The sequence below is a fragment of the Pseudomonas sp. AM4(2022) genome (assembly GCF_036346515.1).
GTDB classification, from domain to species: domain Bacteria; phylum Pseudomonadota; class Gammaproteobacteria; order Pseudomonadales; family Pseudomonadaceae; genus Aquipseudomonas; species Aquipseudomonas paracarnis.
Genome location: NZ_JAOTNW010000014.1, coordinates 71,943 through 86,073 on the forward strand (window position 1 = coordinate 71,943; position 14,131 = coordinate 86,073).

Genomic DNA, 14,131 nt, shown 5'->3' on the forward strand with positions numbered 1-14,131 from the left:
CAACACCGTTTACAGGTCCAGCAGCCAGCTGTGCTGCGGGTCGTTATGGAAATGCCAGGCACGTTTGGGGCCGGCCATCACGTTCAGGTAATAAGACTCGTAGCCATACGGCACACTGACCGGGTGATACCCCTTGGGCACCACCACCAGGTCACTGTTTTCCACCGCCATGGCCTGGTCGATGCTGCGATCGTCGGTGTACACGCGCTGGAACACGAAGCCCTGGGGCGGGTTGACCTGATGGTAGTAGGTCTCTTCCAGAAAGCTCTGGTGCGGCAGGTCGTCGGTGTCGTGCTTGTGCGGCGGGTAGCTGGAGGAATGCCCGGACGGCGTGCGTACTTCCACCACCAGCAGCGAATGGGCCGGCTCGCTGTCGGGCAGGATGTCGCACACGTAGCGGGTATTGGCGCCTTTGCCGCGCACACTGCGCTTGCACTGCTCGGGGCGGATCAAGCGCGGGGCAAAACCCGTGGCACCCGGCGCTGCGCAGACGGCGATCTGCACATCGCTCAGGGACGTGACCTGGGCGTCGGTGCCCGGCGGCAAATAGGCGGCGAACGGTGATTTGTCTTCGAACACCGACTGGCGATCACCCAGGTTCTGCCAATTGAAACCTTCACCTTCGATATTCACCCGACCGCTGAGCAGCACCAGGCACAGTTCCTGATCACCGGCGCTGACCGGCAGGGTTTCGCCCAGGCTCAGGCGGTAGGCGGCAAAGCCTACGTACTCCAGGCGACCCGCCTCCAGGGCAACCATGGTTTGCCCGCGTTTGCTGCTTTTGACCAACAAGCTCATCACTCAAGTCCTCTGGTTGAGAAGCGCACGCAGGGTGTCGTAACCCTTCTTCGCGTAGATATAGCTGGGCGCCACGGCCGGGTCCTGCTCGGCTTCCACCACCAGCCAGCCCTTGTAGTTCGCCGCGAGCAACACATCCAGCAACGGCGCGAAGTCGATATCACCATCGCCGGGCACGGTGAAGGTGCCGTTGACGATGCAGTCCGGGAAGCTCCACATCTGGTTGCGCGCCAGTTGCACCACGGGTTTGCGTACGTCCTTGAAATGCACATGGCAGACGCGGTCGATATGCTTGCGCAGCACGTCGAGGGGTTCGCCGCCGCCCATGTAGCAGTGGCCCGAATCGAACAGCAGGCCGACTTCCGGGCCCGTGCGTTTCATCAACTGATCGATGTCGTCGGGGGACTCGACGTACGCGCCCATGTGGTGGTGATAGGCCAGGCGCACGCCCTGGGACAAGGTGAAGCGCGCCAGCTCGGTAAGCTTGTCGGCGTAAGCCTGCCAGGCCTGTTCACTGTGAAAACGCGGGCGCTCGATGAGGCGGATACGCGAGCCCTGGATCGAGTCGGCGACTTCGCCGTACACCAGTACGTTGGCGCCGTTTTGTTTGAGCAGTTCGACATGCCCGGCAATAGCCTCGATTTCCTCGGCCACCGAACGACGAGCCAGGCGGCTGGAGTACCAGCCGGAGACGAGGGCTAGGTCATAGGGGCGCAGCACGTCGCCGACGCCCTTGGCATCCTTGGGGAATTTGCCGTTGAGTTCAAAACCTTCGTAGCCGATGTCCTTGCCTTCGCTCAGGGCCGTGCTCAGCGGGGTCTCACCGCCGAGGGCCGGGAGGTCGTCGTTGCTCCAGGAGATCGGGTTGATGCCAATTCGGATTGCGGGCATGGCTGCACCTTTATTATTCAAGTCGCTTCTCAACTGTAGGAGCGAGCTTGCTCGCGAAAAACGCAAGGGCAGCGCGTTTCGCCAGAATGCCCGTGTAATCGTTAACGATCTTCGCGAGCAAGCTTGCTCCTACAGGTATCGGTCATGCATCAGGTTCGGGCGCTGAGCCAGGCATTGATGAGCTGTTCGAAGGTCTGCTGCACCTGCTGGATCAGCGTTTCATCATCAATCTCCCCCGCCATCCACGCCCGGCTCGGCTCGTGGAAGATCGTGCGGCCCACGGCAAACCCACGGCAGGTGCTGCTCTGGCTGGCCTGCTTGAAACCATCGGCGAGAAACTCGGGGGAAGCATTCAGGCCCAGCAACACCACGCCACGGCAGTAGGGGTCGCGTTCCTGGATCAGGTCGTCGAGCTTTTTCCAGTCTTCGGCCGACTGGGTTTCGATCTTCCACCAGGCCGGGTAAATGCCCAGGTTGTAGAGGCGCTTGAGGCTGCGGTAGAGCACGTCCGGGTAGATGGACGGGTGATCTTTGGGCGGGATGACTTCCAGCAGCAGTTCGTGGCCACTGACCAGCGACGCCTCGTACACCGCCTTGAGTTGCGCTTCCTGTTCCAGGCGCAGCATCGGCTCGTCATCAGGATGAAATTGCACCAGGCACTTGATGATGTGTTCCTGGGGCCAGGCAATCAGGTTGCTACCAATCGAGCGCCCGTGCTCGAACGCCAGGGGCCGCGAGTTCTGTACTTCCACCGGGCGGGCGATCCACCAGCCGCGACCGCTGGCGGCGTTGAGTGCATCCTGGCCAAAGCGTTGGTCGGCGAGCAGGCCCACATCGGCCTCGACGCCCTGCTCGCTGAGTTTGCGCTCCACGCGTTCGATGGCCTGGATAAACAACTGCTTGATGTCGCTGATACGCTCAGGGGCCTGGCCGCCTTTTTGCGCCAGCTCCACCAATTGCCAGCGGTGGTCGAAGGCAAACACGAACAGTTGCTTCCAGGCCTTGCGCGGCACCGTGACACGGTGCAGCCGTTGCAGGGTCACGTCCTGGTCCGGCCGGGTGATGGGCACGGGGCTGTTGAACAGGTAATCGAGTTCGGCGAGTGTCGGCATCGCTGGCGCACAGGCGTGGCGCGACACCACCAGGCCGCCACAGGCATTGGCCAACTGGCTGCAACGCTCATCGCTGGCGTCATTGATCCAGCCGCTGAGAAAGCCCGACATAAAGGCATCGCCTGCGCCCAACACGTTGAGCACTTCAACCCGCACACCAGGATAGATGGCCCCGTCCTCCAGGCGCGCCGGGATTGCGCCGTGGATCACCGTGCAGCCCTGGGGGCCGAGCTTGACCACCAGGGTGGCCGGGGTCAGTTCACGCACGGCGCGCAGGGCCGTGAGCAGGTCTTCACTGCCGCCGGCAATCAGGAATTCCTCTTCGGTGCCGACGATCAGGTCGAAACGCGGCAGGATCTTCTGCACATGCTGGCTGACATTCTGGTCGGCGACGAAACGGGTTTCGCCATCGGCCTTGCCGGCCAGGCCCCACAACACGGGGCGGTAGTCGATGTCCAGCACGCGCTTGACGTTGTGCTTGGCCGCGTAATCCAGGGCCTGCAGGCTGGCCTTGTACACGCCGTCGGTGGAGAAATGCGTACCGGTGATCAACAGCGCCTTGCTCGAGGCAATAAAGGCTTCGCTGATGTCTTCTGCGCGCAGGGCCATGTCGGCGCAGTTTTCGCGGTAGAACACCAGGGGGAAGGTTTCGCGGTCCTTGAGGCCCAGCAGCACCAGGGCGGTGAGGCGCTCCGGGTCGACCTTGATGCCGCTGACATCACAGCCTTCGCGGGCCAGGGATTCCACCAGGAAACGCCCCATGTGGTCATCGCCCACCCGGCTCAGCATCGCCGACTTGAGCCCAAGCCTGGCCGTGCCGAAAGCGATATTGGCGGAAGAACCGCCGAGGTACTTGGCGAAGCTGGACACATCCTCAAGCCGCGCACCGACTTGCTGCGCATAGAGATCGACGCCCAGGCGCCCGAGGCAAATCAGATCCAATTGACGCCCACTGGCAAAACGAGTCTGGCCCATGCTGGCTCCTGTTATTTTTATCAGCCTGCGTTGTGCCGCCGTGGCGACGGCAAACGCTCTTGGTGGGAGCAGACTAGAACGTCCGGTGGCAGCAATCAATATTTATTCCATAATTATTTTTAGTGGAATATTTTTTCCAATACCTCAGGATAGCGACACGCCAGCGCCCATGCATCGTTTCAGCAAGCCACGCGGGCCGTGATGCCGGGGTATTTTTTTGCGCCTACCCTGTAGACTTGCGCCACCTATCAGCGCATCAGACGAACACGCCAGAAGGATTGCCCATGTCCCGCACCGATCCCGAGACCACCCTGGAAGAAACTGTCGCCAGCCCTCCGATCAATGCCGAACGCCTGTTGCAGCTGATCACCGACGAATACGAGAGCCTGCCGCGCCAGCTCAAGCGCATCGCCAGCTACATGAGCCAGCAGAGCGACCGGATCATGGTCGACCGCATCAGCGACATCGCCCGGGAATGCGAAGTGCACCCCTCGGCCATCGTGCGGTTCTCCCAACGTTTCGGCTTCAGCGGGTTCAGTGAGATGCAGGCACTGTTTCGCGAGGCGTATACCCACAAGACCACGCCGGTACAGAACTACCAACAGCGCATCCGCAGCATGATCGCCAACAAGTCCCAGAAGGCCAGCGGCGGCGACCTGGCGCGCGAATGCGTCAACGCCACCCTGTCGGGCATCGAACGTCTGGGGCTGGAGTTGGACGACGCTGCCTTCGAGAAAGCCGTGGACCTGGTGGTCAATGCCGACAACATCTACGTGGTCGGTGTGCGCCGCTCGTTTGCGGTGGCCGACTACCTGGTCTACAACCTGCAGCACACCAACAAGCGCATCCACCTGATCTCGGGGCTAGGCGGCAGTTATCGCGAGCAGATGCGCAGCGTGCGCGCCAATGACCTGGTGATTGCGATCAGTTTTACGCCCTACGGCAAAGAGACCCAGCACTGCCTGCGCATCGCGCAGCATCACCAGGCCAAGACCCTGATCATCACCGACAGCAACCTGTCGCCCCTGGCCAAGCGGGCGAACGCGGTGCTGTTGGTCAATGAAGGTTCCTCGTTTGCTTTCCGTTCGCTGAGCGCCACGCTGTGCCTGTGCCAGGCGTTGTTCATTGCTGTGGCGTATCGGTTGGAATTGAAGGTGGATGAAATTCATGAGCAGGTCGGGTTCGACGACTGACGGGGCTTGCCCTACCCCTGCCCTTGTAGGAGCGAGCTTGCTCGCGAAAAACGCAAGAACGCCGCGGCCATTTTGAATGAACGCGGCGCCCAGCAGTTCTTCGCGAGCAAGCTCGCTCCTACAATTAGTGCATGAAAATTGCGATCAGGATGATCACCGGAATCGGCACGCCGAGGAACCACAGCAGTAATGAGCGCATGATGTTTTCCTTAAATGAATGGGCCTTGAATTAACGAACGTAGTTTTCGGTTTCGACGTACACCACGGCATCCCGGCGGCGACCGCCAAAGGTAGCGGCGAAGCTGGCGAAGAACGCACCGATGAGCAGGGCCACGAATGTCCACAGGGATGTGTAGGCCGCTACTTTCGCCGCGGTTTCAGCGGCTTGCTTGGCTTTGAGCTTGGCGTCTTCGACGGCTTTGCGCGCATCGCCATACACCTTGTCGATACGGGCTTCGGCATCGGCCTGGCTCAGGTTGGTGCGCTGGCTGATCAGTTGGGCCAGGTAGGCGCGATCTTCCGCTGCCAGTTGGCCATCGTTGCTCAACGTACGCGTCAGGATGCGACCGACCACGGCGTGGGCTGCATCATCGCTGACCGCCGCAGGGCGATCATCGCGGAACAGGCTGTCCACGTAATAACCGAAGTCACCACTGTCGGCCCCCTTTGCCGCGCTGCCCGCAGCTTGGGTGAGGCCGCTGGCGGCGCCCGATGCCACGCTGGCGCCAGCTTTCACGCCGCCGCTGACCACACTGCTGACCGAGCCGACCACCAGCATCGCCGTGATCAATGTGGCCACTGCCCACGCCAGGAAGCCATGGGCGGTGTCGCGAAAGTACACCTCGTCGCCGTGCATATTGGCCCACTTCACCCTCAAACGACCGGCGATGTAACCGCCAAGGCCAGAAGCAACAATCTGGGTGAACGCCAGCCAGACAATCGTGGAAATGCCAAGGCCCTTGGCGCTGATACCGCTGTCAGCCCAAGGCGACACCGCCGAAAAGCCCAGGCCGAAGCCCAGCAACACCAGGATCAATGACAAGGCGGCCGCCGCAGCGGCACCGGCGAAAATCGCCCCCCAGGAAACCCCGGAGAGCGTGCTTGATTCTTGCAGCGTGGATGAGGATGTGATCATTGTTGTTTTGCTCCAGGCACGAAAAATGATGTTACAAGTCTCAAAACGGACAGTGCAGGCAGCGTGCCAGTCGCCACAAAAAATAAAACTCTTTAATTTCAATAGGTTATTTAAATTGAACTTAACCAGATCATGCAGGTTGCAATAAACGACGATATCAGGCGGGCGTAATGCACTCCCCTGTGGGAGCTGGCTTGCCTGCGATAGCGGCATGACAGGCAGTGAATATGCCAGCGGGTAAGCCGCCATCGCAGGCAAGCCAGCTCCCACACTGCGGTGTTAGTTTCAGGAAGATGAAGTTTTATTTAGGAAACATTCAGCAACTTCTTGGCAAAATGTCGCCACTTCTAGTGTGAACGCTCACCAGGTAATCCTATGACCCGCATTTTGACCATCGAGGATGACGCCGTAACGGCCCGCGAGATTGTCGCCGAGCTGAGTAGCCATGGACTGGACGTAGATTGGGTGGACAACGGCCGCGAGGGCCTGGTCCGTGCCGTGAGTGGTGATTACGACCTGATCACCCTCGACCGCATGCTGCCCGAACTGGATGGCCTGGCCATCGTGACCACGTTGCGCACCATTGGGGTGTCCACGCCGATCCTGATGATCAGCGCCCTCTCCGATGTCGACGAGCGCGTACGCGGCCTGCGTGCCGGCGGCGATGACTATCTGACCAAGCCGTTCGCCTCGGATGAAATGGCCGCCCGTGTCGAGGTGCTGCTGCGGCGTAAAAGTACGGTCCAGGAATTCGAAACCGCCCTGCGCGTGGCCGACCTGGAACTGAACCTGATCAGCCGCGAAGCCAGCCGGGCCGATCAGCCGCTGACCCTGCTGCCCACTGAATACAAACTGCTCGAATTCCTGATGCGCAACACCGGACAGATCCTGTCGCGGATGATGATTTTCGAGGAAGTCTGGGGCTATCACTTCGACCCCGGCACCAACCTGATCGACGTACACATTGGCCGTTTGCGCAAGAAAATCGACCCACCGGGCCTCACGCCGCTGATCCGCACGGTACGAGGCTCGGGTTATGTCATTGCTGAACCCCTCTAAAGGCTGGCGCTCTTCCAGCAGCCGCTTGCTGGCGCTGTACAGTTCGTTGTTCGTGGCGTGGAGTTGCATCCTCATGGGGGTGCTGTACTACGAGGTGTCGGGCTACCTCAGCGATTTGTCGCGCCATTCCCTGCTGCAGCGCCAGCACCTGTTCCAGCGTTTCGACGGCGAAGAGTTGGTGGAGGCGCTTACCACCAGCATGACCTTCGACATGAAGGGCGTAGACGCCTATGGCCTGTTTGACGAGCAGTTTCGCCCCTTGAGCGGGCCGATCCGCGCCGTGCCACCCGACTTGCCGCTGGATGGCAAAATCCACGCCCTGACCAATTGCGTGCAATCCGATGACCCCAAACTGCCCAAGGACAGCTGCGACGCCGTGGCCACCCACACCGAAGACGGCCGCTGGCTGGTGTTGGTGCGCGCCAACGGCTCGTTGTTCGGGGTAACACGGATTATCTGGCACGCCCTGTTGTGGGCGCTGTCCTTGACCATCATTCCTGGCGCTGCCGGCTGGCACTTGCTGCGCCGTCGCCCGTTGCGGCGCATTCGCGGGATCCAGGCCAGCGCCGAGGCCATCGTCGCCGGTGACCTCACGCACCGCCTGCCGCTGTCCAACCGGCGCGACGAGCTGGACATGCTCGCCGCCATCGTCAATGCGATGCTCGACCGCATCGAAAAACTGATGAACGAGGTCAAGGGCGTGTGCGACAACATCGCCCACGACCTGCGCACCCCGCTCACCCGCTTGCGCGCCCAGCTTTACCGCATCAAGCAACAAGCCGAGGAAAACTCGGCCCACGCGGTAAAACTCGATGACGCCATCGCCGAAACCGACACGTTGATGGCGCGCTTTCGCGGGCTGCTGCGCATCTCAGAACTGGAAGACCACCAGCGCCGCTCCGGCTTCCTGGTACTGGACCCGCTGCCGTTGCTGCGCGAACTGCATGATTTCTATCTGCCTCTGGCCGAAGAAGGCGAACTGGAGCTGGTGTTACAAGCGCCTGATTCACTGCCGTGGATTACCGGTGACCGTGCGCTGCTATTCGAAGCCCTGGCCAACCTGCTGAGTAATTCGATCAAGTTCACCCCGCCCAAGGGCAAGGTGATCCTGCGGGCAGTCAACGACCTGGGCAGTACGCGCATCGAAGTGCTCGACTCCGGGCCAGGCATTCCGGCTGCCGAGCGCGCGTCGGTGTTCCAGCGTTTCTATCGGGTCGATGAAAGTGATCAGCAAGGCGGCTTTGGGCTGGGCCTGTCGATTGTGGCGGCGATCATCAATCTGCACGGTTTCAAGCTGGAGGTGGGCACCAGTGAGTTGGGCGGCGCCCGGCTGGTGCTGGAATGCCGCCAGCAATTGATGCCGGAATAGAACGTAGAAGCGAGCTTGCTCGCGAAAAACTCACAGACACCGCGTTCATTCAGGAAGCACGCGTTATCGTTGGCGTTTTTCGCGAGCAAGCTCGCTTCTACATTCGTATCAAACCATCTGACGCTATAACACGCTGCCCATGGCCTTGATCAACACCGGGTCACGCGCATAAATATCCGGTGCGTACACCAGCTCGCCCTGGCGATCCACTTCTACCGTCCAATACCCCAACAGCACCGGTACCGGCGTGGCCAGCCTGAACTCATGGGTTTCGCCTGTCGCCAGTAGCTCGTCGGTGCGGGTGCGTTCGGCGGGCGTCACCAGCAGGTCGCGCAATAACAACGGTTGCTCGACCCGCACGCATCCCGAACTGAACGCCCGTGGCCCCTTGGTGAACAAGGGTTGGCTGGGGGTGTCGTGCAGATATACGGAATACGGGTTGGGAAAGCGCATCACAATTTTGCCCAGCGGGTTACGCGGGCCGGCCTGCTGGCGCAGCAGGATATTGCCGGGACGTGCCCAGTCGACCTGGTCGGCGGTCAATGGGTGACCTTCGGCGTCGAGCACTTGCAGGTTTTGCTGGCGCAGGTATTCAGGGTTGAGACGGATGGCGGGCAGCTTGTCCTCACGCATGATGGTCGGCGGGATGGTCCAGGTGGGGTTGAGGGTCAGGCGGGTGATGCGCGACTTGAGCAACGGCGTCTGGCGTTCGGCACGGCCTACTTGCAGGCGGGTTTGCCACACCGGGATGCCGCTCTGGTACACGCTCAGTTGCGCGGCGGCCACATTGACCACGACGCCTTCAGGCTCCAAGTCCTGGGCCAGCCAGCGGAAGCGCTCCAGGTTGATGCGCAGTTGTTCACGACGCATCGCCGGGCTGATATTGAGTTCGGCCACGGTGCCGGCGCCGATCACACCGTCGGCCTGCAACGAGTGGCGGAGCTGGAAGGCTTTCACCGCCTTGACCAGTTCGCCCTGGTATTGCTTGCCGTTACCGCTGGGCAACTGGGCCAGGTAGCCACCGCTGTGCAGGCGCCGCGCCAGTTCCGGCACGCGGGGGTCGTTCATCCCCGGGCGCAACAACGCACCATCGGCGACCGGGTCCCAATGGGGCAGCGGTTGCTGGCGCACGCCGGCATAGGCATTGCGCAGGCTGCGGTACAAATCGGCGCTGGGCCGGGCCTGATCGAAGGCTTGGGCCATGTCTCGCAGGCCGGTGGCGGCGAACGCCAGCACCTCGGTATTCGAATCGCCACTGGGTGGCTGGGAATGCCAGAGGGGCTCAAAGCGCGATTGCTGCAGGCGCCCGTAGTGCAAATCCTGCAGGGCTTGCAGGTATTGCTGGCTGTTGGCGATATCGCTGCACAGCACGTTGGCCGTGGCATCCGCCGCAGGCAAGCTATAGTGGGAAGGGTCCAGGCCATCGTCGGCAAGCATCAGCAACTGGCTTTGCAAGGCTTGCCGGCGTTCGTCAGCCGACCATAGCGGGGCATCGCCCTGCTGCTGGTAAAAGGCTTGCAGGCGCGCCAACGTGGCAGCATCGATACGCGGAGCAAGGTGCGGGCAGACACTGGTCAACTGCGCCAATGCCTGTTGCAACGGCGCCAGCGCGACCGGTGCAGGGGTGGTGACGGGCAGCGGTTCCACCGGCAGCGTTTCGGCTGTAGCGACCAATGGTGCAACGAGCAGGCAAATGCTCAAGTAACATGCGTGTTTTTTGAACAATTGACTTAGCTCCACTCCACAGCGGGGACTCGACTGTAGATGCTGACTTTTATACGCAGGCGTAGGCTAACCAGCCTGGGTTTGATCACTGGGTGCCTGGCTTTATTGAGCAATGTTGCGCTCGCCGCCAATGGCACCTCTCCTTCCCTATATAGCAGCCTGGCGCGCTCGGCTCCAGAACTCAATCCCACCGTGCTGAAAAGCGCCCTGAGCGCCGTGCAGTGCGCGGTCAATAACGGCGAGGAACGTTCCGATCGCCTTGCGGTTATTGACTACTCCCAGCCCTCGACCGCCCGTCGCCTGTGGATCTTCGACCTGCGCAAAAAGACCCTGGTCTTGCGCGACCTGGTGGCCCACGGTGCCAAGTCCGGGGAAAACTTCGCCACCCAGTTCTCCAATCTCGAAGGCAGCCACCAGTCGAGCCTGGGGTTGTTCCGCACCCAGGAAAGCTACCTGGGCGCCCATGGCTACTCGCTGCGCATGGACGGTTTGGAGCCCGGCTTCAATGACCTGGCCCGCGACCGCGCCATCGTGATTCATGCCGCCGACTACGTCAGCCCCTTGTGGAGCAAGCGCGAAGGCCGCATCGGCCGCAGCCAGGGTTGCCCGGCCGTGCGCCCGCAAGTTGCCCGCCAAGTGGTGGACAAGCTCAAGGACGGGCAGTTCATGTTTTCGTGGTACCCCGACCAGCGCTGGCTGAAGTCATCGACCTACCTCAATTGCAAACCCCAACAGGTGGCGAGTAGTCGTACAATCCGTGGCGGATAGCCTGTCCCCACTGATAAAAGAGAGCGTCGCATGCTTCTACACACCTCCACCTGGATCGAAATCGGGCAGTTCCTGGAACGCAGCCGCACGGTGGTGATTCCCATCGGTTCCAACGAGCAACATGGCCCCACCGGCCTGCTGGGCACTGACTGGATGTGCCCGGAGATCATCGCCCACCATGCCCAGAAGCACGCCGACATCCTGGTCGGCCCGACCTTCAATATCGGCATGGCCCAACACCACCTGGGTTTTCCCGGCACCATCTCCCTGCGCCCTTCCACCTTTATCGCTGCGATCGGCGACTGGGTGCGCTCGCTGGCCGGGCATGGCTTCGAAAAGATCCTCTTCCTGAACGGCCACGGCGGCAACATCGCAACGATTGAAGCGGCGTTCTCCGAGCTGTACGCCGAAGCCAGCTTCGCCCGCCGCCCGGCCGGGTTTGCGCTGAAACTGGTGAATTGGTGGGACCTGGAAGGCGTCACTGACCTGGCCCAGCGTCAATTCCCGGTCGGGCATGGCAGCCACGCCACACCATCGGAAATTGCCGTGACGCAGTGGGCGTATCCGGACTCGATCAAGTCTGCCGAGTACTCACCGCAAATCGCCAACACTGGCCCGATCCGTGAAGCCCTGGACTTCCGTGCGCGCTTCCCTGACGGCCGCATGGGCTCGGACCCGGCGTTGGCCACTGTGGAGAAAGGCGGTGAGTTGGTGGCGTTGGCGGCGCAGGGATTGGTCAAGACTGTCGACAGCTTCAGCAACGAAGCCAAGCCCTGATCCAGATGGGCGCCACTACCCTGTAGGAGCGAGCTTGCTCGCGAAAGACGTCAACGATAACGCGCGCTCCCTGAATAAACGCGGCGCCTATGAGTTTTTCGCGAGCAAGCTCGCTCCTACAGGGTGTCAGAGGTTGCCCCCGCCCACATTTGGGTTTGCGTTGTGCCTGGGTTTATTTGCAATCCTGGGCGGCCTGCTCGAGCCGCGATGGCTTGATCGCCGAAGCCAACGGCTTGCGCTCATACAGGAACACCTTGGTGCCGTCCTGGGACTTGTAGGCCTCCAGCACATCATCGGCAGCAATCTTGCTGGTCAACAGCACCTTGGCGTGGCGCGAGTTCTGGGAGACGGTCGAGGTGATGCCGTGCTTTTCCAGCTTGGGCAATACGCATTGCACATAGCCGTCGGGGGTCTTGTTGGTTTGCAGGGTCAGCGATGGAGCATTGGGCGCCGTGATACAACCGGTCAGCAGCAACGAAGCACAAGCCAGGGCCGGGGCGAAGAAAGAGCGCATAAACATTCCTGAAAATAACCAAATAGGGTTCACAACCATTCGCGGGTCAACCTGCGCGAACCAGGGCCTTGAGCGACGCATCGAACTGCTTCAGGGCATCTTGCTGTACATCGCGTTGTTGCTCGATCAGTGCAGCAATCTCCGGCGCTGCCTTGTCGTGCATCCACACTGACGGCACGTGCTTGTCCACCGAGCCTTCGGCCTTGGCGATAAACTGCAGGTTCGCGTCATAGAAGCGTGCGACAAAGCGTGCCTCGACCCGGTCATTACGCTGGGTGAGCAATTGGTTATGGGTATCGAGCACCACCACCACATCCGGGTGCGCCTGCACCAGGGTATCCAGGCTGCTATAGACCGTCACCGAGAGAAAAGTGCCCTGCAACGAGTGCATCAACCAGTCGATCGCCAGTTCCGGGTCGGAGCTGTTGACGAACGCCTCGCGAATCCGCCCATCCAGCGCATCCTTGGCGCCGTTCAGCGCCATGGCGTGGTAGCGTTCAAGGTAGCTGAGGTTGTCGCGGGTGTTTTCACTGAACAACACCCCCACCGACTGGGCACGCTGCAGGGAGTCTACGCTACCCACCAGCGGCAGCAAATGGCCTGCACGCACTTCATCGGCCATCGCCGGGGTGGTCATGACCGCGGTGCCCAGCATCAGGGCCATCAAAGCCAACTGGATAATCGTCCTCATCGCGCATTTTCCTTGGGCTGCGTCTCGATGTGCCGATTCTGCGCGTTTGGCGAAAAAACAGAACTTGTGATCCTTGATGGTGACTATCATTTGAACCGATAGTGTCAGGCCGCCCATAAAATCTATAAGGACCCCGCCATGAAGCCCTACCAGAAAATCTTCGATCGTATCCGCGAGGCAGTACTGCCAGAGTTTCGCGAGCGGGTCGCCGACTACCTGGTCGAGTACGAAACCGTGCTGCTGGACTCAAACGCCGACGCCGCAAAAGGCAGCGCCAGCGCCGAGCAACTGCGCGGCTACTTGCGCGGTTTGAACACCATGCGCGTGCTGGGCATGGCTGATTGGGAAGACCTCGACCGGCGTGTCGTCCAGCAGGCAGAGCTAGAGCGCGGGCCGTCGCAGCTCGACCCACTCCCGCACTGACGGCCGCTGCCACTGGCGTTGCGCGTAGGCCACCAGCTGCGTGGGTACGGCGTCACCGTTGAGGATCAGGCGATTGAGCATCACCGCCAGGTCCACATCGGCAATCGACCACTGGCCGCACAGGTACTCGCGGTTATCCGCCAGCAACGCTTGCGCCGCGCTGATCAACTTGGTCGCGGCGGCTTGAGCGTCTGCGGACAACGGCGGCCTCTTCTGCCCACAGAACACCACCAGCGTCGAGCGCTCCTGGCGAATCGGTAGCAGGTCGCTGCGCAGCCACGCCTGAACCTGTCGCGCCCTCGCCCGCTGCTGCACATCCGCCGGGTACACGCTGGTCTCGGGGTAGGCCTGGTCCAGGTACTCGGTGATGGCCGAAGACTCTGACAAGGCAAAATCACCGTCTACCAGGGTCGGCACTCGCTGGGTCAGGGAGCGTCGGGCGAAATCTGCCGCCTGGTTTTGCCCGGCATCGAGGTCCAGGGTGAGGGTCTCGAACGCCAGGCCTTTTTCGCGCAAGGCGACAAATACCGACATGGCATAGGGGCTGGTGAACAGCGAATCAACGTAGAGGTGCAGCGGACCTTGGCTCATGGGCAATCTCCTGGGGTGAGGCATCACGCTACGAGATCCGGGCCGATAAAGACAATGCAGGGTTTTTATGGGGGCATTCCTGGCGGGAATAGCGCGGCTAGTGGCAATAT

At 61.3% G+C, this 14,131-nt stretch carries 15 protein-coding genes; 7 read left to right on the plus strand and 8 right to left on the minus strand.

Annotated elements, in window-relative coordinates; translation table 11 throughout:
* Positions 1 to 9 precede the first annotated feature (9 nt).
* The 3 genes from iolB to ODQ19_RS19390 form a co-directional block, all read right to left on the minus strand.
* On the minus strand, positions 10 to 798 hold the full coding sequence (gene iolB, locus ODQ19_RS19375; RefSeq protein WP_330210964.1) for a 5-deoxy-glucuronate isomerase: 789 nt from the start codon (positions 796 to 798) through the stop codon (positions 10 to 12).
* A gap of 3 nt (positions 799 to 801) precedes the next feature.
* Positions 802 to 1,689 carry a myo-inosose-2 dehydratase gene (iolE, locus tag ODQ19_RS19380; protein ID WP_330210965.1) on the minus strand — a complete coding sequence of 296 codons (888 nt, stop codon included), beginning with the start codon at positions 1,687 to 1,689 and terminating at the stop codon, positions 802 to 804.
* A 149-nt stretch (positions 1,690 to 1,838) separates the two neighbouring features.
* Positions 1,839 to 3,776, minus strand: coding sequence for a bifunctional 5-dehydro-2-deoxygluconokinase/5-dehydro-2-deoxyphosphogluconate aldolase (locus tag ODQ19_RS19390; protein ID WP_330210966.1), 1,938 nt, complete (start codon positions 3,774 to 3,776; stop codon positions 1,839 to 1,841).
* Here ODQ19_RS19390 and ODQ19_RS19395 point away from each other — a divergent pair.
* On the plus strand, positions 3,775 to 3,978 hold the full coding sequence (locus ODQ19_RS19395; RefSeq protein ID WP_133298311.1) for a hypothetical protein: 204 nt from the start codon (positions 3,775 to 3,777) through the stop codon (positions 3,976 to 3,978). The two genes, ODQ19_RS19390 and ODQ19_RS19395, sit on opposite strands and share 2 nt — an antisense overlap.
* 82 nt (positions 3,979 to 4,060) lie before the next feature.
* Positions 4,061 to 4,969, plus strand: a complete 909-nt coding sequence (locus ODQ19_RS19400; protein WP_005787722.1) for a MurR/RpiR family transcriptional regulator — start codon at positions 4,061 to 4,063, stop codon at positions 4,967 to 4,969.
* A 229-nt stretch (positions 4,970 to 5,198) separates the two neighbouring features.
* On the opposite strand, the gene ODQ19_RS19405 is transcribed toward ODQ19_RS19400, so the two are convergent.
* Positions 5,199 to 6,104: a hypothetical protein gene (locus ODQ19_RS19405; RefSeq protein ID WP_014718774.1), complete on the minus strand. Its 906-nt coding sequence runs from the start codon at positions 6,102 to 6,104 to the stop codon at positions 5,199 to 5,201.
* Between the two features lie 375 nt (positions 6,105 to 6,479).
* Here ODQ19_RS19405 and ODQ19_RS19410 point away from each other — a divergent pair, with 375 nt between their 5' ends.
* Positions 6,480 to 7,163, plus strand: coding sequence for a response regulator transcription factor (locus tag ODQ19_RS19410; RefSeq protein WP_003191687.1), 684 nt, complete (start codon positions 6,480 to 6,482; stop codon positions 7,161 to 7,163).
* The gene (locus tag ODQ19_RS19415) at positions 7,141 to 8,532 is read left to right on the plus strand and encodes a sensor histidine kinase (RefSeq protein ID WP_330210967.1); all 1,392 of its coding nucleotides are present in this window, start codon (positions 7,141 to 7,143) and stop codon (positions 8,530 to 8,532) included. The genes ODQ19_RS19410 and ODQ19_RS19415 overlap by 23 nt, the downstream gene beginning before the upstream one ends.
* A 123-nt stretch (positions 8,533 to 8,655) precedes the next feature.
* Here ODQ19_RS19415 and ODQ19_RS19420 read toward each other — a convergent pair whose 3' ends face one another.
* Positions 8,656 to 10,257 carry a L,D-transpeptidase family protein gene (locus tag ODQ19_RS19420; RefSeq protein ID WP_330210968.1) on the minus strand — a complete coding sequence of 534 codons (1,602 nt, stop codon included), beginning with the start codon at positions 10,255 to 10,257 and terminating at the stop codon, positions 8,656 to 8,658.
* Between the two features lie 39 nt (positions 10,258 to 10,296).
* Here ODQ19_RS19420 and ODQ19_RS19425 point away from each other — a divergent pair, with 39 nt between their 5' ends.
* Positions 10,297 to 11,025: a murein L,D-transpeptidase catalytic domain family protein gene (locus ODQ19_RS19425; protein WP_116667309.1), complete on the plus strand. Its 729-nt coding sequence runs from the start codon at positions 10,297 to 10,299 to the stop codon at positions 11,023 to 11,025.
* Between the two features lie 30 nt (positions 11,026 to 11,055).
* Positions 11,056 to 11,802, plus strand: coding sequence for a creatininase family protein (locus tag ODQ19_RS19430; RefSeq protein ID WP_044274105.1), 747 nt, complete (start codon positions 11,056 to 11,058; stop codon positions 11,800 to 11,802).
* 172 nt (positions 11,803 to 11,974) lie between these two features.
* Here the strand turns inward: ODQ19_RS19430 and ODQ19_RS19435 are convergent, their stop codons facing one another.
* Both ODQ19_RS19435 and ODQ19_RS19440 read right to left on the minus strand, forming a co-directional pair.
* Complete coding sequence (locus ODQ19_RS19435) at positions 11,975 to 12,316, minus strand: hypothetical protein (protein ID WP_116667308.1); 342 nt, start codon at positions 12,314 to 12,316, stop codon at positions 11,975 to 11,977.
* Between the two features lie 46 nt (positions 12,317 to 12,362).
* Positions 12,363 to 13,007, minus strand: coding sequence for an ATPase (locus tag ODQ19_RS19440; RefSeq protein ID WP_330210969.1), 645 nt, complete (start codon positions 13,005 to 13,007; stop codon positions 12,363 to 12,365).
* Between the two features lie 138 nt (positions 13,008 to 13,145).
* On the opposite strand from ODQ19_RS19440, the gene ODQ19_RS19445 reads away from it, so the two are divergent.
* Positions 13,146 to 13,430 (plus strand): hypothetical protein, encoded by a 285-nt coding sequence (locus tag ODQ19_RS19445; RefSeq protein WP_116667306.1) that lies wholly within the window; start codon positions 13,146 to 13,148, stop codon positions 13,428 to 13,430.
* On the opposite strand, the gene yfcF is transcribed toward ODQ19_RS19445, so the two are convergent.
* Complete coding sequence (yfcF, locus tag ODQ19_RS19450) at positions 13,389 to 14,021, minus strand: glutathione transferase (RefSeq protein WP_330210970.1); 633 nt, start codon at positions 14,019 to 14,021, stop codon at positions 13,389 to 13,391. The genes ODQ19_RS19445 and yfcF overlap by 42 nt on opposite strands.
* Between the last annotated feature and the right edge of the window lie 110 nt (positions 14,022 to 14,131).